Origin of the sequence: Solibacillus merdavium, from assembly GCF_014836935.1 — a bacterium.
Lineage (GTDB): Bacteria > Bacillota > Bacilli > Bacillales_A > Planococcaceae > Solibacillus > Solibacillus ferritrahens.
Window position 1 is genome coordinate 74,784 of the sequence record NZ_JACSPW010000008.1, and the last position, 23,386, is coordinate 98,169.

The 23,386-nt window shown below is 40.3% G+C and carries 24 protein-coding genes; 4 read left to right on the plus strand and 20 right to left on the minus strand.

All coding sequences use genetic code 11. The features are described from left to right. Positions 1-65 precede the first annotated feature (65 nt). A complete protein-coding gene (locus H9632_RS10000; protein WP_191703961.1) occupies positions 66-257 on the plus strand; it encodes a hypothetical protein in 192 nt (63 codons plus the stop codon). A gap of 98 nt (positions 258-355) precedes the next feature. Here the strand turns inward: H9632_RS10000 and H9632_RS10005 are convergent, their stop codons facing one another. Then, entirely contained in the window at positions 356-856 is a 501-nt protein-coding gene (locus tag H9632_RS10005) for a DUF1648 domain-containing protein (RefSeq protein ID WP_191703962.1), read from the minus strand. 107 nt (positions 857-963) lie between these two features. On the opposite strand from H9632_RS10005, the gene H9632_RS10010 reads away from it, so the two are divergent. Continuing rightward, entirely contained in the window at positions 964-1,611 is a 648-nt protein-coding gene (locus tag H9632_RS10010) for a DedA family protein (protein WP_191703963.1), read from the plus strand. A gap of 66 nt (positions 1,612-1,677) precedes the next feature. On the opposite strand, the gene H9632_RS10015 is transcribed toward H9632_RS10010, so the two are convergent. From H9632_RS10015 to H9632_RS10035, 5 genes are read right to left on the minus strand one after another with little or no spacing between them, the layout of a single operon-like run. Then, positions 1,678-2,160, minus strand: coding sequence for a chemotaxis protein CheW (locus H9632_RS10015; RefSeq protein WP_191703964.1), 483 nt, complete (start codon positions 2,158-2,160; stop codon positions 1,678-1,680). Between the two features lie 13 nt (positions 2,161-2,173). Then, on the minus strand, positions 2,174-3,283 hold the full coding sequence (locus H9632_RS10020) for a M20/M25/M40 family metallo-hydrolase (protein WP_191703965.1): 1,110 nt from the start codon (positions 3,281-3,283) through the stop codon (positions 2,174-2,176). A gap of 49 nt (positions 3,284-3,332) precedes the next feature. Continuing rightward, positions 3,333-4,313 carry a hypothetical protein gene (locus H9632_RS10025; RefSeq protein WP_191703966.1) on the minus strand — a complete coding sequence of 327 codons (981 nt, stop codon included), beginning with the start codon at positions 4,311-4,313 and terminating at the stop codon, positions 3,333-3,335. A 32-nt stretch (positions 4,314-4,345) separates the two neighbouring features. After that, complete coding sequence (locus H9632_RS10030) at positions 4,346-5,080, minus strand: AAA family ATPase (protein ID WP_191703967.1); 735 nt, start codon at positions 5,078-5,080, stop codon at positions 4,346-4,348. A 39-nt stretch (positions 5,081-5,119) separates the two neighbouring features. Beyond that, positions 5,120-5,812 (minus strand): AIM24 family protein, encoded by a 693-nt coding sequence (locus H9632_RS10035; RefSeq protein ID WP_191703968.1) that lies wholly within the window; start codon positions 5,810-5,812, stop codon positions 5,120-5,122. A gap of 150 nt (positions 5,813-5,962) precedes the next feature. On the opposite strand from H9632_RS10035, the gene H9632_RS10040 reads away from it, so the two are divergent. Further along, positions 5,963-6,349: a general stress protein gene (locus tag H9632_RS10040; RefSeq protein WP_191703969.1), complete on the plus strand. Its 387-nt coding sequence runs from the start codon at positions 5,963-5,965 to the stop codon at positions 6,347-6,349. 1 nt (position 6,350) lies between these two features. Here the strand turns inward: H9632_RS10040 and H9632_RS10045 are convergent, their stop codons facing one another. The 4 genes from H9632_RS10045 to mce all read right to left on the minus strand — a co-directional run bounded on the left by H9632_RS10045 (position 6,351) and on the right by mce (position 9,978). Next, a complete protein-coding gene (locus H9632_RS10045) occupies positions 6,351-6,701 on the minus strand; it encodes a hypothetical protein (protein ID WP_191703970.1) in 351 nt (116 codons plus the stop codon). Between the two features lie 28 nt (positions 6,702-6,729). After that, positions 6,730-7,644, minus strand: a complete 915-nt coding sequence (locus H9632_RS18855; protein WP_225223778.1) for a GrpB family protein — start codon at positions 7,642-7,644, stop codon at positions 6,730-6,732. A 358-nt stretch (positions 7,645-8,002) separates the two neighbouring features. Continuing rightward, positions 8,003-9,550 (minus strand): acyl-CoA carboxylase subunit beta, encoded by a 1,548-nt coding sequence (locus H9632_RS10060; RefSeq protein ID WP_191704058.1) that lies wholly within the window; start codon positions 9,548-9,550, stop codon positions 8,003-8,005. A gap of 14 nt (positions 9,551-9,564) precedes the next feature. Continuing rightward, entirely contained in the window at positions 9,565-9,978 is a 414-nt protein-coding gene (gene mce / locus H9632_RS10065; RefSeq protein ID WP_191703971.1) for a methylmalonyl-CoA epimerase, read from the minus strand. A 109-nt stretch (positions 9,979-10,087) separates the two neighbouring features. On the opposite strand from mce, the gene prli42 reads away from it, so the two are divergent. Beyond that, positions 10,088-10,183 carry a stressosome-associated protein Prli42 gene (prli42, locus tag H9632_RS10070; RefSeq protein WP_008404197.1) on the plus strand — a complete coding sequence of 32 codons (96 nt, stop codon included), beginning with the start codon at positions 10,088-10,090 and terminating at the stop codon, positions 10,181-10,183. A gap of 25 nt (positions 10,184-10,208) precedes the next feature. Here prli42 and H9632_RS10075 read toward each other — a convergent pair whose 3' ends face one another. The 10 genes from H9632_RS10075 to H9632_RS10120 all read right to left on the minus strand — a co-directional run bounded on the left by H9632_RS10075 (position 10,209) and on the right by H9632_RS10120 (position 23,180). Beyond that, positions 10,209-11,165 carry an aromatic acid exporter family protein gene (locus H9632_RS10075; protein ID WP_191703972.1) on the minus strand — a complete coding sequence of 319 codons (957 nt, stop codon included), beginning with the start codon at positions 11,163-11,165 and terminating at the stop codon, positions 10,209-10,211. Positions 11,166-11,238: 73 nt separating this feature from the next. Next, positions 11,239-11,679, minus strand: coding sequence for a BrxA/BrxB family bacilliredoxin (locus H9632_RS10080; protein WP_191699952.1), 441 nt, complete (start codon positions 11,677-11,679; stop codon positions 11,239-11,241). Between the two features lie 72 nt (positions 11,680-11,751). Next, positions 11,752-12,843, minus strand: a complete 1,092-nt coding sequence (gene meaB, locus H9632_RS10085) for a methylmalonyl Co-A mutase-associated GTPase MeaB (protein WP_191703973.1) — start codon at positions 12,841-12,843, stop codon at positions 11,752-11,754. Continuing rightward, positions 12,843-14,993, minus strand: coding sequence for a methylmalonyl-CoA mutase (gene scpA, locus H9632_RS10090; protein WP_191703974.1), 2,151 nt, complete (start codon positions 14,991-14,993; stop codon positions 12,843-12,845). Before scpA ends, meaB begins: the two co-directional genes overlap by 1 nt. Further along, positions 14,990-16,672 (minus strand): methylmalonyl-CoA mutase family protein, encoded by a 1,683-nt coding sequence (locus H9632_RS10095; protein ID WP_318247694.1) that lies wholly within the window; start codon positions 16,670-16,672, stop codon positions 14,990-14,992. The genes scpA and H9632_RS10095 overlap by 4 nt, the downstream gene beginning before the upstream one ends. Before the next feature lie 126 nt (positions 16,673-16,798). Continuing rightward, positions 16,799-18,142 carry a dihydrolipoamide acetyltransferase family protein gene (locus H9632_RS10100; protein ID WP_191703976.1) on the minus strand — a complete coding sequence of 448 codons (1,344 nt, stop codon included), beginning with the start codon at positions 18,140-18,142 and terminating at the stop codon, positions 16,799-16,801. A gap of 326 nt (positions 18,143-18,468) precedes the next feature. Further along, complete coding sequence (locus tag H9632_RS10105) at positions 18,469-19,452, minus strand: alpha-ketoacid dehydrogenase subunit beta (protein ID WP_191703977.1); 984 nt, start codon at positions 19,450-19,452, stop codon at positions 18,469-18,471. Beyond that, positions 19,452-20,462 (minus strand): thiamine pyrophosphate-dependent dehydrogenase E1 component subunit alpha, encoded by a 1,011-nt coding sequence (locus H9632_RS10110; protein ID WP_191703978.1) that lies wholly within the window; start codon positions 20,460-20,462, stop codon positions 19,452-19,454. Before H9632_RS10110 ends, H9632_RS10105 begins: the two co-directional genes overlap by 1 nt. Before the next feature lie 69 nt (positions 20,463-20,531). Then, positions 20,532-21,941: a dihydrolipoyl dehydrogenase gene (gene lpdA / locus H9632_RS10115; RefSeq protein ID WP_191703979.1), complete on the minus strand. Its 1,410-nt coding sequence runs from the start codon at positions 21,939-21,941 to the stop codon at positions 20,532-20,534. Between the two features lie 144 nt (positions 21,942-22,085). Beyond that, positions 22,086-23,180, minus strand: a complete 1,095-nt coding sequence (locus H9632_RS10120) for a Leu/Phe/Val dehydrogenase (RefSeq protein ID WP_191703980.1) — start codon at positions 23,178-23,180, stop codon at positions 22,086-22,088. Between the last annotated feature and the right edge of the window lie 206 nt (positions 23,181-23,386).

A 23,386-nucleotide genomic window follows, 5' to 3' on the forward strand; every position in this document is an offset into this window, starting at 1 on the left:
GCTTTTATTAATCATTGTAGAATAAGTGAAGAATGGTCCAAAATGAATGACTGGAGTTGATCTAAATGGTAAATAAAATCAAGGATCTATTTACACCGAGACTACTCAGCTGTACAAACTGCGCAGGTAAAATTGAAGAGGGTGACCGTTTTATCGCTCATATTACAATGCCTGCAGAAAAGAAAATGCTTGTCTCAAGAATGGATCAAGCCATTGCCAGAACGGCAAATCGTGTAATCTGTGAAAAATGTCAGTAACACTAAAAACTCGCAAAAAAGCGTATTCGACGACCAAATCGAATGCGCTTTTTTATATATTATGTTTAACCCTTCTAGGAGCATGACATTGGAAACTATCATTTTATTTTACTTGTTTTGATAATCTTCCAAATCAGTACGACGAACAGCACAATCAGAATCACAAAGAACGGCCAGCCTATTACAGCGTCATCACCTAATGCTATGGCAACTGTTCGATATACTATGTAGGCAAATAATATATTAATTATATTTCGCATATAATTTAATGTTTGGCGACTGTTTTGATAGAAGGCTTCACGATTAGATTCGTTCAGTCTTTCAGGGTAATTATGTGATTGGGGAAATTTTTCAAATACCATTAAAAAGAAATGCATCGCAATAGCAATACCCGGTAAAATTAAAAGTTCCATTTTAGAGCCCCAACGATCAACATTACCACTGCCGTCAAAATGGGCCGGAACTTCATTTGGCATGTCTCGCCAGTTCATCACTAATATTGTTAACATAACGGCCAATGCCACATAGCCAATAATATCCATCACCCATTCCGATCTCTTTTTTGTTATGTCGATTTTAGGTTGCTTTAGATTACTCATATTCTTTCACCTCATTCATTTATTCTCCGATGCTTTTTATAACCGTAATATGGCTGTATCCGTTATACTTAAACTTACTAATCCTATTGATAGGAGAAAAACAACACATGCTACTTGATATCATTCAATTTTTACGGGAAATCGACCAGGTCATTTTTTATTACATAAAAGAGCTCGGCTTATATATTTATTTACTATTATTTGCGGTCGTTTTCTCAAAAACTGCCTTTGTCATATTAACGTTCCTGCCGGGAGACAGTACGGTTTTTACGAGCGGTACATTAGCTGCGATTGGCAAACTTGATTTAATTACATTACTCATTATATTTATTGTCGCAACAACACTTGCTGATAGCAATAACTATTTAATTGGTAAAATCGTTCGAAAAATTCCGGAAAGACGTAACCTATTTATGCGTTTTATTTCCGAAGAAACGACTGATAAAGCGTTAAATTTTTTAAAGGAATATGATCGTGTTGCCATTACCTTTTCCCGCTTCGTTCCATTAATGCGTACGATGACGCCTTTTATATGCGGTTATTCAGGGTTATCCTACGCGACATTTTTACGCTACAACTTTATTGGCGCAACGCTTTGGACTGTTGTCTGGCTTGGTGGCGGATATTTACTCGGAAATATTCCTTGGGTAGAGGATAATATTGTATTAACGTTAGCTATTATTTCGGTAATTGTTTTTGGTTTTACAGGATACGCCTACTTAAAACAATTTAAAAAGAAAATTGCCTTAAAATGAGAAAAGGAGCTACTATCATTATGATCAATGATACGCTCCTTTTTTTAGTAGAACACGTATACTAAATTATACGTTTGTTTGTTCTTCTTCTTGCATTTTGTGCAAATACTCAATGATTTCGCGCATGCCCTCAAGTGAGTGAACGAGAATTCCAGGATCAATACAGGAAATCATGCGGTTTTCCAAATTCGCAACAGCTGTAAAATATTTCGTCTTATTATAATTGACAAGTCCCAGTTGCGTTAAAACGCCCTCTTCAAAATCAATAATTTCCTTCGCATCTACTACTAATAGACCGTAGTTGATCATCTCCGTTTTTAATACGATCACTTTTAAGTTTTTCGTATCTGTTGGACGGTTATATAAGATAGACTGAAAATCAATAACCGGCGTAAGCTCCCCACGAATCCGTGAGAAACCTAATAAATATTTCGGTAAGTGCGGTATAGGTGTTACGCGCTCCAATTTTTCAATAGAGACCACTTGATCTACTGGTACGGCATACTCTTCTGTTCCACATAAAAATACGACTGCTTTTTCAAATCCCATAAATACCCACCTCTTATTTCAACGTTTCGATAATAATCGCTTCTAATAAATCAGCCAGCTTTTCCAATTCTTCTACCGGCATTCTTTCGTTCGTTGTATGAATTTCCTCATAGCCTACCGATAAGTTTACTGTTGGAATCCCAAAGCCTGCAATGACATTTGCATCACTACCGCCACCTGAAATACCTAACTGTGGTGTGCGATCAACTGCCTCTACTGCAGCCTTTGCAATTTTAACCACTTGATCATCTTCTGTTACACGGAAGCCAGGGTACATTAATTTTACTTCGACTTCTGCACGTGCACCGTTTTCTTTAGCGACACGCTCGAATGTCTCTTTCATATGTGCTGTTTGTGCATTTAATTTTTCTTCATCGATTGAACGTGCTTCAGCTAAAATATTTACTTCATCACAAACGATATTCGTCGCCTGTCCGCCTTCAAAGCGACCGATATTTGCAGTCGTTTCTTCATCCAAACGACCAAGGTTCATTTGAGCAACAGCTTTTGCAGCAACAGTAATCGCGGAAATACCTTTTTCCGGTGCAACACCCGCATGCGCCTTTTTACCGATTATTTTAGCAAAAACTTTCGCCTGGAAAGGGGCTGCTACTACGATGCCGCCTACTTTTCCGTCACTGTCTACCGCAAAGCCGTACTTCGCGATAATTTTCGAAGGATCCAGTTCCTTTGCACCGACCAAGCCGCTTTCTTCACCAGCAGTAATAATGAATTGAATCGTACCATGTGCGATATTCTTTTCTTTTAAACGACGTGCCATTTCAAATAATGCGGCCATACCTGCTTTATCGTCCGCGCCCAAAATAGTAGTGCCGTCCGAATAAATATAGCCGTCTTCACGAATTTCAGGCTTAATCCCTTTCCCTGGCACAACTGTGTCCATATGTACTGTGAAATAAATTGGTTCGATGGATTCGTCGCCTTTTAATGTAGCGATAATATTGCCTGCGCCATGACCATTGCGTGTATGGGCATCATCCTGGTATACTTCAAAACCCATTTGTTCCAATTTTTCAACTAATACAGGTGCAATGATTTCTTCGTGCTTTGTTTCAGAATCAATTTGCACTAATTGTAAAAACTCTTCTACTAAACGATTCATATTCCATAACTCCTTTTAACTAAACAAGTTTACGCTTTATTTTACGCCTCTATTTTTGAAAAAACAATGAAAGATCATCGGCATTCAGTATTGCTTGTTTTTGTTTTATAAGCTCTGTTTCTTTTCTTGTAGCAATATTGAACTTTTGCTCCAACTCAGTAATTGTATTTGCAACATCATCCTGCACACGTGAAATTTGGTTCATGGACGTCGTAATTTTCGAGTGGATTGACCAATCAGTGAAAATATTATCGAAAAAGTAATCGGTGAACATGACAAAGCCGTCTGTATCAATAATAAGGGCATCCTGGCGAATTTCCTTCACATCTAGCAACTCATTTTGGAAGCGTTGTAATGCAATTTGTGCACCATGTAAATAATTATTGGATTCTTTTAATTTATCGTGCTTCATCATAGTAGCCATGAATCCACCGCCTAAAAACGTATCCCATGTTGAATAGGATTTGGCATCATTTAGCGCATATCCGGCATCTGTCAGTTTATTTAACGCATGATTCCCCGCGTCGATTGCTTCTTTTATTTCTTTCACTAGCTGCCTACATAAAAGCTCCTGGTCGGTAATACTCGTAAGCTCCGCTGCGATATGGGCTGCATGTTGCTGTAGCCACTGCTGCTTTTGATCATTAATTTGCTTTAATTGCTGTCCCACATAGGATTCATTGATTGCATTTAATTTATGAATCAAGTCAACATGATCGTCCTGCAAATCTTCATATGATAATTGAGCTTCCGTAAGCTTTAATTCATTGACAGCTACACGGTCTAGATTTTGCTCAATCAACTCATCCTTTTTCCCTGACCATCCACGGAATAAGTTGATAAATGAAAAGTTATCCAGCTTATTTAATTGTTGTCGGGCATTTTGTAGGTCCAATTGATGACGATCTATCTCTCGCTTCGCATGGGAAAGGAGTTTTTCCACATTTTCAATTTTTTTATGTAGCTTCTTCGCTTCAAGCAACTGTAATTGATACTCCTCAGAAAGTTGATGCAATTGCTGCCATTCCATACTTACCGCCTCCTATAATGTAATCGTACCTTCTAGTCCTCATCCTCTTCAAAAAGCTCTTTCAGCATCTTCTCCCGGTGCTTCAAAAAATAGGAGGTAATTTGATAATGCTCAGTTTGTTCATATTCGACCTGTTCAATGCCATGTTCGTCAAATTGGTATATAACTGCATTCGGAAACCCTAGTAAAATCGGAGAATGAGTCGCAATAATAAACTGTACATTCCCCTCTTTTACTAAGTCATTTAATAATGTTAAAAAAGCCAACTGTCGAGCTGGTGACAACGCGGCTTCCGGCTCATCCAGTAAATAAATGGCCTGTTCTGTAAAACGATGCTGAAAAAGTGAAAAGAACGATTCCCCGTGAGATTGATGATGGAGCGATTTCCCCCCATATGCTTTGTAGCCGTTCATATCGGTTTCATCTAAGTGGGAAGCAAACTGATAAAATGTTTCGGCACGCAGGAAAAAGCCGTTTGTCACTTTTGGCCACCATGAAAGTTTCACAAATTCTCCAAGCGCAGATTCAGCTTCATGCACCTCATACGCCTTATAATTTTGTGTACTTCCCCCTGCTGGATTGAAGCCAATTTGATCTGCAATCGCTTCGAGTAATGTCGATTTCCCCGCACCATTTTCGCCGACAAAAAAAGTAACCGGTACATCGACATCCAACTCATTCATATGACGTATAAATGGAATTGAAAAAGGATATTCACTATAATCAGGGATTTGATCTTTTTTTAATTTGATCGTTTTTAAAAACATAGGTCTACTCCTTCGAACATTGCTGTAAATTTCACTTCGTTAACTTTCTGACGACAAATACACTTCCTCAAACGGCTGAATAATTACAAAACCTTCTCCTGAAAACGCCATTTGAATCGATTCATTGCTCCCTCTGCCAATAAGCGTACGAAACGTGATATCTGTTACAAATTCCGGCTTTAAGTTACCAGACCAGGCTACTGTGGCGTTCGGATCGGTATAAACCGTCTCACCAGGCTTTACGATCAATGTTAATGGTTCAAAATGGGTAGTAATCGCTACTTTCCCTTTACCTTTTAACGTCACATTAAACAATCCGCCTGCCATCATCCCGGCCATTTTACGCATTAAATGAATATCCCATTGAATAGTAGGTTCAAAAGCTAGCAAGTCATTGCCATTGACACATAAACTTTCATTTTGTAAATCAAAGATTGTCACCTTTTTCCCTTGGTCCGCTAAATAGAGGCGCCCCTTACCTTTTGCCTTCATCAGCTGTGTACCCTCACCAGTCAGCGCCTTTTTAAACATTTTTGACATACCATGCTCAAGCATCCGCTCACGTTCAAACTTGATAGTGCCCACATACGCAATCATCGCGCCCATTTTTGACCATACTTCCCCGTTCAAATTCACCTCTAGCACACGCTCTGTTTCCAGTTCAAAAAAATCATTTTCTAGCTGGTCCTGCTGTGTTTTATTCACAAAATCACGAATGGAATAGTTCCCCATCAAAAAACCTCCCTTTTTATAATCTACGGATTAAAAGTGGTATAAGTTTCGAATTTTCTGCATTTTATAATTTAATAGTATGATTTCGTTTTGTTATTACTACCACTTCATTTAAAAATCCATTACAATGAAAAAAAAGAGGTGACAACGATGGAGTATCGACGTGAAATCGGATTAGTATATTCAGTTGACGAAGCAATGGCAAAGCTCAATTATATTCGTGCACACGGCTTTTCTGAGCATGAAATCCATCTATTTGCTAAAGATATCCGTCCTCTTCATTCTTTAAAAATGTATACCGAAATTAACATACACGCTGCTGGCAATTGGGTCGATCAGATGATCAGCTTGATTACAGGTCAAAATATATATGCGGTAAGCTTACGCATTTTGCAGCTTACACAAGAGGAAGTCGCTCATTATGGTCACGGAATCGAGCAAGGGGGTATTTTTCTATTTGCTGAGCACGAGCATCCTTACGAAAAGGAACCGGTAAAACAAAGGGTTCCAGTTAATATCCCCAATGTTGTGGACTAGACTACAAAAAACTGCCGTTATTTATAATAAAATTAAATATTAATGAACCAGCTATCAAAATACCGACAACTATATTCAACAAAATAACTAGTCGTTTCGGGAAAGGTATTTTTAGTAACGATGCAATGGTCCAGTGAATAACACTGTAAACAAATTGCACAAGTAAACTGCCCAATGTATAGAAGGCAATATAAAACAGACGTCCACTATTCGATATATCTCCCGGCGGTGCATCTGCTGCAATGAATAAAAGCATGCCCATAAACAGTTCTGATAAAAGGTGGCAAAAGTAGCCGATAAAGCAGATCATCGCCGAATACAATAAAAAATTTATTACCTCTTTTAATTTCAACATATCACCCCAAATCGTATGTATTTAATCATATTAAACGGAAATAATCCGCATGACCTCGAATGAGCAGTTTCCCATCATCCGGTGTAACCCAGAAATAACGGAATACCTTACCATCTTCTGCTCCACCACCAGTTGGTTCATAGTTCCATTCATCTTGGGTTTCATCTATATTCAACCGATAAAAGTATCGGTGATGAATCACGCCATCATCATTTTCCCAGAAGTCGTCAATGAGATATTGAATGTCTGTAAAATCAATCAACCCTGTCTCCTCTTCCATTTCACGCTTCACTGCATCAACAGGCAGCTCCCCATGCTTTACGGTTCCTTTAGGAATTTGAATACCCGCTTCCTTTACCGGATGCTGAAATACTAGAATTTGAGTCTTCCCATCCACCAGTCTCGTTACGTATCCGTACGACTTTTTGATAATCGGCCAATGTATGACTTTTTCCATTAACTCAATCATGAAACTATCTTTAGCTTGTTGGTAACTGGACGTATCATTTGGAAATTTAGTTGCAAGTTCTATTTTCAATTGTCCGTATTTACGTGCTTGCTCGAGATGATTCATTAAATAATATTTAAATTGTAAATGCTTATTAATATTTTCATGACCAGCAGAATAAATATGCACATGATGGCTTCGATTTTGGTCACCCTTTGTATAATAACGACGGCCATTAATGCCGTTTTCCCCTCGAACTTTATAGCCAAGCTTGCGCATTCTTTCATCATAAAGTGATGCCAGCTCTATATTTGATAATCCAATCACAATATCAATAATTGGTTTTGCATAGCCAATAGTCGGAATAGCCGTACTTCCAATATGATAGATTTGGATTAATTGCTCCTGAAAAATATCCTTTAACCGCTGCTCTTCTGACTCATATAATCGATTCCAATCACTTGTCCATTTACTGATGATTGTTTTTCTCATTAAATAACCCCCCCCTCTTCAAAAATAGTAATTAGAGACACTGTGGCTAGAGTCACTTGGAAAAATAGACGGAGAATTTCCGCTTATTTGGAAAATTATATACTTTATTGCCTAAATAGAGGAAAGAATTCCGCTTATTGTTCCGAAAAACATAAATCTAGGGAATTTTTCACTAAATAAACGGAAAACTTCCCCTTATTTACGCCATAATCAGCGCCACCTTTAAAATAGCCGGAAAATCTCCGCTTATTTTATTGTTGGTCGGAATCCTTGTTCAGTCTTCGCACCCACTCTAAACAAAAACACCAGCCCTCTATGAAATAAAGAGCTGGTGCCATACTATTTTATACAGTCACAATTATAGTGGAATGTTGCCGTGTTTTTTGTACGGACGGTCTTCTTGCTTCGTTGAAAGCATATCCAATGCTTGGATTAGCTTAATACGCGTTTCACGAGGATCGATAACATCGTCTACCATACCGCGAGATGCCGCAACATATGGGTTTGCGAACTTTTCTTTATATTCCTCGATTTTCGCTGCACGTGTAGCGTCTGGATCTGCAGATTTCGCAATTTCACCTGCGTGAATGATGTTCGCTGCACCAGCTGCACCCATTACAGCAATTTCAGCGTTTGGCCATGCGAATACTAAATCCGCGCCAATTGCTTTTGAGTTTAATGCTACATATGCGCCGCCGTAAGCTTTACGTAAAATAACCGTAATTTTCGGTACAGTTGCTTCTGAGTATGCATAAAGGATTTTCGCTCCGTGTCGGATAATTCCGCCGTGCTCTTGCTTAACACCCGGGAAGAAACCAGATACGTCTTCGAATGTAATAACAGGAACATTGAATGCATCACATGTACGTACGAAACGAGCTAATTTATCAGAAGAATCGATATCAAGTCCACCAGCTAAAAACTTCGGCTGGTTACAAACTAAACCAACTGATTCACCCGCGATACGTGCAAAACCAACTACGATGTTTTTCGCAAATTCTTTTTGCACTTCCATGAATGAACCTTCATCTACTACTTGCTCTACTACTTTACGAACGTCATAAGATTTCGTTTGGTCGATAGGAACGACATCAACAAGCTCTGAACGGAAGTTATCGCCTTCTGGAGCTGGCTGCTTCGGTGCTTTTTCCTTATTGTTTTGCGGTAAGTAAGATAGTAATTGCTGAATTTGTGCAATTGCTGCTTCTTCATTTTCAGCGCGGAAGTGGGCATTACCTGAAACTGCATTATGCACTTTCGATCCACCTAAACCTTCAGCAGAAATTTTCTCACCTGTAACTGTTTCAATTACTTTTGGACCTGTAATAAACATTTGAGACGTTTTATCAACCATTAAGATGAAGTCCGTGATTGCCGGTGAATAAACCGCACCGCCAGCACATGGTCCCATGATTACTGAAATTTGCGGAATAACACCTGAATAAATCGAGTTACGGTAGAAAATATGGCCGTATCCATCTAAAGAAAGAACACCTTCTTGAATACGTGCACCGCCTGAATCGTTAATGCCGATAAATGGTGTACCGTTTTTAGCAGCTAAATCCATTACTGCAGCAATTTTTTTCGCGTGCATTTCACCTAAAGCTCCACCGAATACAGTAAAATCTTGAGCGAATAAATAAATGTTCCGACCATTAATTTTACCGAAACCTGTAACAACACCATCACCAGGTCCCTCTAATTTTTCCATACCAAAATCAACAGTACGGTGTGTGATGAAAGGGTTAATCTCAACGAAAGACCCTTCATCCAGTAACATTTCAATACGTTCGCGGGCAGTCATTTTACCTTTTTCATGCTGCTTATCAATACGTGCATCACCGCCGCCAAGCTGGATTGCTTCTTTGCGGTCATATAGCTCATTAATTTTATCAAACATATCCATCGTAATTGTCATCGTTATTTATCCCCTTTTCCGCTTTTATCACATAATTCATAAAGTACACCAAATGAGTCTTTAGGATGTAAAAACGCCACTTCTGCGCCATCAGCACCTGGTCCTGGCTCGTCCGACAGCAGTCTTACACCTTTTTCACGTAATTCTGCCATGCGCTCGCGGATCCCCGTAACACCAAAAGCCACATGGTGAATGCCTTCTCCACGCTTTTCCAAAAAGCCGTGAATCGCACTCTTTTCACTCATCGGTTCGAGAAGCTCAATTTTCACATTTCCTGCATCAATGAACGCTACTTTCACTTGCTGAGATTCTACTTCTTCCATTTTTAAAAGCTTTAAACCTAGCGTTTCTGTGTAATATGTAATACGTTCTTCAATATTGCGTACAGCAATACCAATATGATCGACTTTTTCCACGATGTTTGACTCCCTTATAATAAAATTTCTATGAGGTAATTCAATAGTACTTGAGAATTCCTTCAGATTTGTTAAACTAAAATTAGTTCATTATGAAGGAGCGAAAACAATGAGCAACAAAAAATTCCAAAAGATCGTCGTTTATTCAATGGTTGTAATTATGTTAATTTCAACTGTGGCAATGGGCGTAGCAGCAATCATGTAATGGATGTTTCGTACATCCATTTTTTTTATTTCAATCCTTTAAATGATTGCTTTATAACAAGATAAGCATCCATTTCCTCAATAAACTGATACAACGATGCCATCGCAATAAACGTCTCATGGTCATTAGGCAGCGGCATTTTTGCAAACTCTTCCTTCACTTTATCTAACTTCTCCAAAAAATGACTTGCGGTATTTCCCGAATGAACATGCTCACTAAGATCCTCTATAAATGCTGCAACTAGTGGCGCCTGCTCGGTCATAACCGGCAGTGTTGTAATTTTAGGCAACACACGTTCAATAATTTCGAGCTGCTTTTCACGCATATCAAAATACATATAATATATATTTTCTTTACGTGTTAAATGGTTTTCTACATCTTTGAACGCTAGTGATTTCCCCGCATCAATCACCTTTGCTGCTTCTATCAGTTCTCTACCATCCCATAGTGAATCGCCATTTCGTAAATACACGGCAATTTCTGCCAGTATTTTCTTTAATAATGATTCAATCTTTTCACGATTGTAAAACAGGCCGTGCTGTATATCAGGCATGTACATATTAATAACTACCCCTACTCCAAAGCCGATTGCCATTAAACCCAATTCATTTAAAAGTAAATCGGTTGTAAAATCAGCAGTTAAAAAAATATGCATCATAATGACAGAACTCGATATAAAGCCTTCCACAACCCGCAGTGATACGATCGTAGGTATGAACAGAAGTAAAACAATCCCCAAAACTATCGGTGAATAACCGAATATTTCGAAAAATATGAATGCATAAGTCATACCAACCAATGTGGAAACGACTCTCGTATAAACTGCATGGAGAGACTTTCGTTTAGTTGGTTGAATACATAAAATCGTTAAAATCCCGGCCGCCGTAAAAAACTGTAAATCAAAATACTGGGCAATTGCTATCGCGATAGAAGCTCCAAGCGCTGTTTTCAGTGTACGATAGCCGATTGAAAATTTTTTCATATCGGTAGTACCCCCTTTTTATAGTAAGTGTGACAGGTGCACATTATGACACCCGTCCACTTAAAATAATCGCTTAGATTTCTTCGCAGTTCTCTTCGAAGTGTCCTTGTAGGTTAGTTACAACACTCATCGGATCATGACCTTCGATTTCAAAACGACCAACTTCACCAACAACTTGACCATCTTTTAATAAGATAAATGATGGTGATGATGGAATGTGGTCTTCACCGAAATAGTAACGAGCAGCTGCTGTAGCTTCTTTATCTTGACCGGCAAATACTGTTACTAAATAATCCGGACGTTTATCATAATGTACAGCATGTGTTGCTGCTGGACGTGCAATACCGCCTGCACAGCCACATACAGAATTCACCATTACAAGTGTAGTCCCTTTACGAGCAAACGCTGCTTCTACTTCTTCCGGAGTGCGCAGTTGTTCATAACCCGCTGCTTCCATTTCCGCACGTGCAGTCGTTGTAATTTGTTGCATAAATAAATCATAATCCATGTTCATAAGCTTTTTAGCCCCTTTCAATATTCCTTTTTACTATAGCAAGGTTACGAAAGATGTGCAAAGACTGTTGATTCATTTATTATTGTCTTCTTCACCAAATAATGCATTGACCCCCTGTGTAACGGTTAAACGTCCATGCAAAATTTCTTCCTCAAGTGAACGTACTTGCTTTTTCCGATCCGTATTTCTATAAAACGAGTCGATTAAATGGTCGGTAATCATCGTATGGAACCAATCACGTGTTTGTTCATGGCGACGTAGATTCCAATAGTTGGAATCCTTTACCGTCTGCTCAAATTCCGTTAACATGTTCCATACATCGTCCAGCCCTTTTTTCTCCATCGATGAAACCGTCAAAGCAGTACTTAACCAGCCTGGCGTTGATGGCTGCAGGAAATGAAGGATTTGCTTGTATTCCTGCATTGTCCGACGCGCTGGACGAACATTGTCACCATCTGCTTTATGAACGATAATACCGTCCGCAAGCTCCATAATACCTTTTTTCATGCCCTGCAGTTCATCCCCTGCACCCGTCAATACGAGTAGTAGGAAGAAATCAACCATGCCGCGCACATATGTTTCACTTTGTCCGACACCGACTGTCTCGATTAAGATTACATCATAGCCAGCCGCTTCACATAGCAGCATTGTCTCTCGGGATTTTTTATGGACACCGCCTAATGTCCCGGCACTCGGGGATGGTCGAACAAATGCGTTTTCCTGGCGCACTAGTTCTTCCATCCGCGTTTTATCTCCTAAAATACTACCACCCGAAAGTGACGAGCTAGGATCTATCGCCAGCACGGCTACACGCTTCCCCATTTTGCAAAGCATTGTACCAAACGCTTCAATAAAAGAACTTTTCCCCGCGCCAGGTACGCCGGTAATGCCTATCCGAATTGCATTGCCTGTATGTGGCAAAAGCTCTTGTAACAGCTTTTGCGCGTCTTCTTTATGGGTATTGTTCGAGCTTTCAATAAGCGTAATAGCTTTAGCAAGTGATGTACGGTCACCCGCTCGAACTTCCCCTGCTAAATGTTGAATATCAAGCGCTTCCTGCTTTTTTTTCCTGAATTTCTTCGGGTTTGAATAGCTCATACCATCATGACCACCCTTCACGCCATCCATGACAAATAAAGCACTTTTGTCTTGATGTGGCATCATTATTCCGCCACTTCCTCATAGCCAAGCTTCTTGTAAATTTCTTCAATAATGCGCATTGCCGAAACTGGAATCACTGTCCCTGGTCCGAAAATAGCTACAGCACCAGCTTCATATAGGAAGTCATAATCTTGAGCAGGAATAACACCACCGCAAATAACGATAATATCTTCGCGACCTAGTTTTTTCAGTTCCGCAATTAATTCAGGCACTAATGTTTTATGTCCTGCTGCAAGTGAAGAAACCCCAACACAGTGAACATCGTTTTCGTTTGCCATTTGAGCCGTTTCTTCAGGCGTCATAAACAACGGAGAAATATCTACGTCAAAGCCTAAGTCGGCATATCCCGTTGCAACAACTTTCGCACCGCGGTCATGTCCGTCTTGTCCCATTTTCGCCACTAAAATACGTGGACGACGGCCCTCTGCTTCAAGGAAGTCTTCTGTCATTTGTTTTACTTCACTAATCATTTCATCATCCGAGAAGTTTGCTGAATATACCCCTGAAATTGAACGGATAATCGCTTTATGACGACCTGATACCGCTTCAATCGCATCGGAAATTTCACCTAATGAAGCACGTGCTCGAGCTGCATCAACGGCAATAGCCAATAAGTTTTCAGAGCCATCTTCAGCTGCTTTTGTAAGACGAGCTAAATGTTTTTGCACTTCCGCTTCATCACGTGTTGCCTTCATTTTTTCAAGTCGGGCAATTTGTGATTCACGCACGATTGCATTGTCGATATCTAAAATGTCGATCGGATCTTCTTCAGCTAGACGATATTTGTTAACCCCGACAATTGTTTCTGCTTTTGAGTCGATTTTCGCCTGGCGTTTTGCCGCTGCTTCTTCAACTTTCATTTTCGGCAGACCTGTTTCGATTGCTTTTGCCATACCGCCAAGTCCTTCAATTTCCTCGATTAATTCCCATGCTTTTTCTGTCAGTTCTTCTGTCAGTTTTTCAACATAATACGAACCGCCCCATGGATCGATTACTTTCGTCATACCAGTTTCCTCTTGCAGGAATAGCTGTGTATTACGTGCAATACGAGCCGAGAAGTCTGTCGGTAAGGCGATTGCTTCATCCAATGCATTCGTATGAAGTGATTGTGTATGCCCCATCGCAGCTGCATTCGCTTCGATCAATGTACGTGTCACGTTATTAAATGGATCTTGCTCCGTTAAACTCCAGCCTGATGTTTGAGAGTGTGTACGTAGTGCAAGAGACTTTGAATTCTTCGGGTTAAACGTAGACATCATTTGTGCCCAAATACGACGTGCTGCACGCATTTTCGCGATTTCCATGTAGTAGTTCATACCGATTGCCCAGAAGAATGATAATCGTGGTGCAAATGCATCGATATCAATACCTGCTTTTAATCCTGTACGTACATATTCCAAACCGTCTGCCAATGTATACGCAAGCTCGATATCATTCGTCGCACCAGCTTCTTGAATATGGTAGCCCGAAATAGAAATCGAGTTAAATTTCGGCATATATTTCGCTGTATATTCGAAAATATCGGCAATAATTTTCATCGACATAGCCGGTGGGTAAATATACGTGTTACGCACCATATATTCTTTTAAAATGTCGTTTTGAATCGTACCCGCTAATTTGTCGGGAGAAACGCCTTGCTCTTCTGCAGCAACGATATAAAATGCCAATACAGGTAGTACCGCACCATTCATTGTCATTGAAACCGACATTTGATCCAACGGAATACCGTCAAATAAAATTTTCGCATCTTCAACAGAATCGATTGCTACACCGGCCTTCCCGACATCCCCTGTTACTCGAGGATGATCCGAGTCATAGCCACGGTGTGTTGCTAAGTCGAATGCTACCGAAAGTCCTTTTTGTCCCATCGCAAGGTTACGACGGTAAAACGCATTTGATTCCTCTGCTGTAGAGAAGCCTGCATATTGACGAACTGTCCATGGACGAGCTACATACATTGTAGGGTATGGTCCACGTGTATTTGGTGCGATCCCTGCCACATCGTTTAAATGTTTGGCTTGTTGATTATCCGCTTGATTGTATACCGAATTTACTTCGATGCCTTCATTTGTTAAATATGAGCCTGTAGAAGTAAGTTGCTCCGCCTGTAGCACATTTTCAATTACAACGGATTCGAAATTTGCTTTACTCATTGTTGTACCTCCTTCACACGCGTCACGACATCATTTAGTTTTTGAACAATATTTTGACCTGCAAAAATAAAGCCGTTTAAGCCGTTAGCAGTCCATTCTGCTTCATCATCTTTGAATTTACCGGCAACATCCAGTACGACATTTGCTTTTTTACTTTGCAGTAGTGTCGGTAAGATTGCTTTTGTATCATCATCAGTAGCTGCGACAATCACATAATCGTAATCCGCATTTTCTAGCCAATGCGCGGCATCTTCTATTGTTTGGAAACCAGCAGTTTGATGTGCCACAATTCCAGCTGTTGCAAAGAAGCCTTGTACGAAATCAGCACGCGGCTTATAGTTTTTCAGCTCACCAAATGCTAAGATTGCCGGTTTTAATCCCGCTTGAGCAAAGTTGGCACGTAATTGCTCGAATGGAATCGCAATACGTTTCACCTGTGCAAATTGAGCATTTTCAGCTGTAGAAATTTCATCAACCGGATTTGCATAAATATTTGTACCAATTAAAGAATGTTTACGTGTTTCCACTTGTGCAATTCTTGTGTTATAAACTTCTTCGATTTTCGCATCGATGCCGTAAGCCTGTAACCCGCCTGCTTTTTCGATTTCTAAAAACAGTGTCCATGCTTTTTTTACATAATCTGCTGTCAATGATTCGATAAAGTACGAGCCACCAGCTGGGTCGATTACGTTTGTTACGTGAGACTCTTCTTTTGTAACAAGGGATACGTTGCGTGCAATACGGACAGATTGGCTAGTCAGTGCTGTTAATGCGTCATGTGGATGCACTGTAATCACATCCGCACCACCGATTGCAGCTGAGAATGCTTCGTTTCCTGCACGTAATAAGTTTACATATACATCGTACTTTGAGAAGCTGCGTACAGATGTTTCAGCTACTACCGGTACTGCATTTGCTTTATGACCAAATGCTGAAGTAAACGCTTTCCATAACACTTTAAATGCACGGATTTTTGCGACTTCTGCAAAGAATTGCGTATCGACAGCAAATTGCACGAAAAATTGATTTTCAAATGCTTTGAAATCATCCATATCTTTAGCCAGTTCAGCAGCTTGTACTAATGCAATGGCAAGCTCTTGAACTGCATTTGCTCCATCATTGTGGAACGGAACTGTGTTGGCCGCATAGGTACGGACATTTGGATAGTCAGTCAGCACAATCGCTTTCGGTGCAACAATGAATCCTTTAACAGCTGCACGTTTTGATTTATCTATATAATCAAATACACGTAACACGTCATCTTCAGAAGATTTTACTGTAACTTTAAATGAATTTTCAGAAAAATAAGTAGCGAGTTTGCTTAAATTCTCTTCTGACCAGTCAAAAGTAACAGGGCCGTAGATAGTAATCATTTCGTTGCCGCGTGATAAGCTTTCTTCTATGTTTGCAAAAAAGCTTGCAGCATCTTCCCCATTTATTTGCTGTGCAACAGTAAAACTTGCCGACTCAGTTAGCGAGCGAATCGTTGATACTTGCTTTTCTAATTGATCCCCCAGCTTCTCCAATAATGTTTCTTGTGTATATAGTGGCTCAAGCGTAATGTTTTCAATCGTTTTTGTGAATAGGGATTCGAACGGTTTTCCTTTTAAAGCTTTTACCGCTTCTTCCTTCCACTGATCGTAGCTAGCAGACTGAAATTCAATATCTTTCATATTCATTGACATGTGGACGCTTAGTAGCTTCCCCCCTTGTTATATTTCTGTACTATATTTTACACGAGAATGTTCTGACAATAAAGTAAAAAAAACCGCGAAAGCCTTATTTTACAGGCTTTCGCGGTACTTTTAGTAGACTGACATCTTCTTTTTATCTACGTTTTCGAGAATTTCCTTCACACGAGATAGGAATTTACCACAAATCATACCATCCAAAATTCGATGATCTAATGATAAACATAAATTTACTATGGACCTCGGTGCAATCATATTACCCTGTACTATTACAGGCTTCTTAACAATACTTTCCACCTGCAATATAGCTGCTTGCGGATGATTGATAATGCCCATTGACTGAACAGAACCAAATGAACCTGTATTGTTGACGGTAAATGTACCACCTTGCATATGCTCGAGTTTTAGCTTCCCATTGCGTACAAGGTGTGCATATTCATGAATTTCTTTGGCAATTCCTTTGATCGATTTTTCATCGACATTTTTAATAACTGGTACAAACAATGCATCATCTGTAGCTACTGCGATTGATAGATTAATATCTTTCTTTTGAATAATTTTATCTTCAGCCCAGACAGAGTTAATGATTGGATATTCTTTTAATGCCTGTGAAACAGCTTTTAGGAAGAATGCAAAATAAGTAAGATTAAACCCTTCTTTTTTCTTGAACTCTTCTTTAATGCTGTCACGGTATTCAACCAACTCGGTTACATCCACTTCCATCATCATCCATGCATGCGGAATTTCATGTGTACTACGCAGCATGTTTTTCGCAATTGCCTTACGTACTTGTGTTACCGGAATTTCTATATCACCAACAGCCGTTATCTGTTCGTTTGGACGTGGTGCAGCAGGAGCAGGCGACGATGGCTGTGGTTGTGGTGTCATTTCATGCTGTGGCTCAACAAATGCTACCGGCTGTTCATCATTTGAGATTGCTTGATTAGTAGGCTTTCCAGCTGCCACGTATGCCTCGACATCTTTTCTCGTAATACGGTTGCCCGTTCCTGTACCTTCGATTTGGGACAAGTCTACATCATGCTCGTTTGCCAATGCTAAAACTGCCGGTGAAAATCTGCCCGGTTTTCGTTCTGTACGAGCTGGCTTCTCCTCTTTTTTGGCAACAGGCTCTTCTTCTTTTCGCTGTACTCCTGCATTTAAAATCGCTGAGCTGACATTTGAGCTTTTTTCTACAGGTGCAGCTGGCAATTCGGACCCTTCTATTTCGATCGTACATACAACTGCACCAACTGGTAGAGTTTCCCCTTCAGAAGCGATGAGTTCCTTAATAACACCTGCAAAAGAAGAAGGGATTTCTGCATTTACTTTATCTGTAGTCACTTCTGCCAACGGGTCATATTTATTTACTTTATCGCCCACCTGGACAAGCCAACGTTCGATTTTACCTTCTGTTACACTTTCGCCAAGTTGTGGCATGACAATATTTTGAATGGTCATTTAACAATCCCCCTTTAACTAATAATACTTTGGTGAAATAGTACAAATTTCCACATATAAAATGATTTATGATTCCTCTGCATAATGTAAGAGTTGATTTCCATTCCGGGTCGGACGCTTTCCGCGGGCAAGAAACAGAGTCAAACTTGTTTGTCTCTGTTTCTTTGCGCCGAGGATGGTGGCAATTTATTGCGACCACCGCAGAAGCACCCCCTATCTTTATGGAGGAGACAAATACCACTCCCCCCATTCATTCCAATCAACTCTTTCCTTTACAAAGTGTGGCTTACTTATTGCGAAATTCTATATATTCCTTATTCTATAAACTAAAATTCAGCGAGTTCGCGAATGGCTTTTTCCACTTTGTCAGGATTAATCATGAAAAACTTTTCCATTGTTGGTGCATATGGCATCGCGGGAACATCAGGTCCTGCCAATCGTTTAATCGGTGCATCTAAATCAAATAGACAGTGCTCTGCAATAATTGCTGCCACTTCACTTATAATGCTGCCTTCTTTATTATCCTCTGTTACAAGCAGGATCTTCCCTGTTTTCTTTGCTGCTTCAATAATCGCTTCTTGATCAAGAGGATACACTGTGCGCAAATCCAGAATATGTGTTTCAATACCGTCTTTGGCTAAACGCTCTGCAGCTTGTAGGGCAAAATGAACAGCTAATCCGTACGTAATGACTGTTACATCATCCCCTTCACGCTTCACATCCGCTTTGCCAATCGGCAATGTGTAATCATCTGCAGGTACTTCCCCTTTAATCAGTCGGTAAGCACGCTTATGTTCAAAAAATAATACTGGGTCCGGATCGCGGATAGCCGCTTTTAATAATCCTTTTGCATCATATGGCGTTGAAGGAATAACGATTTTTAAGCCTGGTGTCCCGGCAAACATTGCTTCTACCGATTGTGAATGATATAGTGCACCGTGAATCCCACCGCCAAATGGAGCACGGACAACTAACGGACAGCTCCAGTCATTGTTAGATCGGTAGCGAATTTTTGCTGCTTCTGAAACAATCTGATTCACTGCTGGCATAATGAAGTCTGCAAATTGCATCTCAGCAATCGGGCGCATCCCATACATCGCCGCTCCTATCGCAACACCTGCAATGGCACTTTCAGCTAAAGGTGTATCGAGCACACGGGCTTCACCAAACTGGTCATATAAACCGGTTGTCGCTTTAAATACCCCGCCTTTTAAACCTACGTCTTCTCCTAATACGAAGACACGCTCATCACGTTCCATTTCTTCTTTCATTGCTAAGTTAATCGCATCAATATAAGAAATTACCGGCATTACGCATCCTCTCCTTCCGCATACACGAAACGCATCGCATGTTCCGGTGAGGCATATGCTGCATTTTCTGCATAGTCTGTTGCCTCATTAACCGTTTGCATTACTCGATCATTAATTTGTTCAAATAGCTTATCATCCGCAATTCCACGGTCTTTTAAGTATGCTTCAAAAAGAAGAATCGGGTCTTTTGCCTTTCCTTCCGCAATATCCTCTGCTGTACGGTATTGACGATCATCATCATCTGAAGAGTGTGCCGTTAAACGGAAAGTAACCGTTTCAATTAAAGAAGGGCCCCCACCGCTGCGTGCACGATCCGCTGCCTCTTTAATAACTTTGTACACTTCCAAAGGATTTTTGCCGTCTACTGTTACCCCAGGCATGCCGTAACCAATTGCGCGGTCAGATACTTGTGCACAGCCCAATTGACGCTCTACTGGAACAGAGATTGCATATTGATTGTTTTCAACCATAATAATGACCGGTAATTTATGAACGCCTGCAAAGTTGGCTCCTTCATGGAAATCCCCTTGGTTTGACGAACCTTCACCTAATGTCACGAAAGTAATAAAGTCTTTTTGCTGCATTTTCCCTGCAAGTGCCACACCTACTGCATGTGGTAACTGTGTCGTTACAGGTGATGAACCAGTAAGTATGCGGTTTTTCTTTTGTCCGAAGTGTCCTGGCATTTGACGACCGCCTGAATTTGGATCTTCGGCTTTTGCAAAGGCGGATAGCATTAAATCCTTTGCTGTCATTCCAAAATGGAGGACAACGCCCATATCACGGTAGTACGGTGCAATATAATCCTTCGTATGGTCAAGTGCAAATGCAGCACCTACCTGAGCCGCCTCCTGGCCTTGACATGAAATTACAAACGGGATTTTGCCTGCACGATTCAATAGCCACATACGCTCGTCTATACGGCGCGCCATTAGCATCGTTTCATACATTTTAATTGCATCTCTATCCGTTAGCCCTAACTCTTCGTGTGTAATATTTGTTTCAGTCATAAAATACCCCCTATCATATATCAATTATTTTTTTCATAATTGAATCTTAGCGCTAAAAGCTACAAGAAGTTAAAAGTGAATTGCTTTTCCTTCAATCGCGAGTGCAGCTTCTCCGATAATTTCACTCAGTGAAGGATGCAAATGCACCATCTGTCCAAGTTCCCAAGGAGAAGCATTCAAAAATAGCCCCAGTGCCGCTTCAGATATTAAATCTGTTGCATGAGGACCGATTAAGTGTACACCTACTAAGTCATTTGTATTTTCATCCGCAATGACCTTTACAAATCCTTCTGTTTCCCCATAAACAATGGCTTTACCTATTGCCTTGAACGGGAAAGTTTTCGTAATGACATTATAGCCGTTATCTTTTGCTTGTTGTTCTGTAAGACCAACGCTTGCTACTTCTGGATTACTGTATACACCTCTTGCAATGTTGGCGTAGTGGAGTGGAGTAGAATTCCTGTTAGCAATATGTTCCACCGCCAGAATGCCTTCATGTGATGCGACGTGCGCTAACTGCATCCCTCCAATAACGTCTCCAATAGCATATATATGACTTTCTTTCGTCTGGAAATTATCATTTACTGAAATAAAGCCGTTTTCGACTTCTATTTCCGTGTTTTCAAGTCCGATATTTTTTGTATTCGCTATTCTTCCTACTGACAATAGAAGTGCCTCTGCTGAAATTTCAGTCTCATCTAGCTGTAATGATACATTGTCCTGTACATCGATTGCTGAAGGATCAAGTTTCACATTCAGATGGACGTTCACACCACGCTTTTTCAGTGATTTCAGCATCTCGGCAGAAATCGCATCGTCCTCTGTCGGTAACAGACGGTCACCCAGTTCCAAAATCGTGACATCCACATCAAAATCAACAAGCATCGAAGCCCACTCAACACCGATTACACCACCGCCAATAATAATGACGGACTTCGGCAGCTGTTCAATTGTTAAAAATTCATCCGATGTGAAAACCTTTTTACCATCGACTTTTAATCCATCCAGATGTCTAGGACGGGAGCCTGTAGCGACAATTACGTTTTTTGGGACAAGCATTTCATTTTCCGTACCGTCATTCATCTCTACTGAAATGGTGCCCGGCATCGGTGAGAATATAGAAGGGCCCATAATTCGTCCGAAACCGTCATATACATCGATTTCCCCTTTTTTCATTAAGTGTTGGACACCTTTATAAAGTTGCTCTACGACGTTTGACTTTCGCTTTTGAACTTGTTCGAAGTTAACCTTTACATCATTAACTTCCACTCCAAAATCAAGCGCTTTTTTTGATTGTACATATACTTCTGCACTGCGGAGCAATGCCTTCGTAGGAATACAGCCCGCATGTAGACATGTGCCTCCAAGCTTATTCTTTTCAACGATCGCCGTTTTCAAGCCAAGCTGTGATGCACGGATCGCAGCAACATAACCGCCTGTGCCACCGCCTAAAATCACAACATCGTAATCTCTTGCCATTTCCAACACCCCTTTTTGCAATTAAAAATCTCTTACACCTCTGCAAATGTCCGCATATGGCATTTTCTGATCAAAGCCACATCCGCGTTATTTACGAAAGGTTTTTCTTTTTAGCAAGGTTTAACATAGGCTAAAAGAAATCTATTATCGTCCATTTAATATGTTTTTTTCGTTTTGCAGGAACTGACTGCGAGATTTTGCTACACGGGCAATACGCTCTTCAGCCAAACGATTCGCTGCTAAGTATGTTGGAATGTCTTCCTTTTTCGAAATCGCAAAAATTTTCTCCAAGCTTGAGTAAATCGTCTCAACGCGCTTCATCGCACGGTCACGGTTATAGCCGTATAATTCGTCAGCTACGTTAATTACACCACCTGCATTAATTACGTAGTCCGGTGCATAGACAATACCCATTTCATGTAATACTTTACCATGTCTCGATTCTGCCAGCTGGTTATTCGCCGAACCTGCAATCACTTTTGCTTTTAATTGAGGAATCGTTACGTCGTTCACAATTGCGCCAAGTGCACATGGTGAGAAAATATCGACTTCCTGCTCGTAAATTGCATCAGGTGCAACTGCGACTGCATCAAAATTTGTTACAACACGGTCAATAGCTTGCTGATTAATATCAGTTACGATCAATTTCGCGCCTTCTTTATGTAAATATTCACATAAAGTGTACGCAACATTTCCAAGCCCTTGTACGGCTACTGTACGACCCGACAGTGAATCATCACCAAACGCTTCCTTTGCCGCTGCTTTCATCCCTAAAAATACACCATATGCAGTAATTGGCGACGGATTGCCAGAGCTGCCGAATGCTGGCGAGATACCTGTTACGTAATTTGTCTCTTCATGTATTAAATCCATATCGGCAACCGTCGTGCCTACATCTTCTGCTGTGATGTAGCGACCGTTTAATCCTTGGATAAAGCGCCCTAAAGCCCGGAACATTTCTTCGTTTTTATCTGTGAATGGGTCCCCAATAATTACGGTTTTACCACCACCTAAATTCAAACCTGCCGCCGCATTTTTATATGTCATTCCACGGGCTAGACGAAGTGCATCTTCAATTGCCGCTTCCTCTGAGGCATAAGTCCACATCCGTGAACCTCCTAGAGCTGGACCTAATGTTGTATCATGAATTGCAATTACTGCTTTTAACCCCGATGCTTCATCTTGGCAAAAGACAACTTGCTCAAAATCATACTTCTGCATGTACTTGAAAATTTCCATAATACTCTACTCCTCCAATTAAGAAAGCGCTTACTTTCTCGTATATTATTATTTTTTGTTAATTAAGATAATAAATACTTAAATTTGTATAATTTTATTATCGTTATTTTTACAATACTTATAATTTAAAAATGATGCAACTAGAAATCTCTGAATTTAATTAAATTAGAAAATTCGGATAATTTTGCACATTAAATAGCACTAAA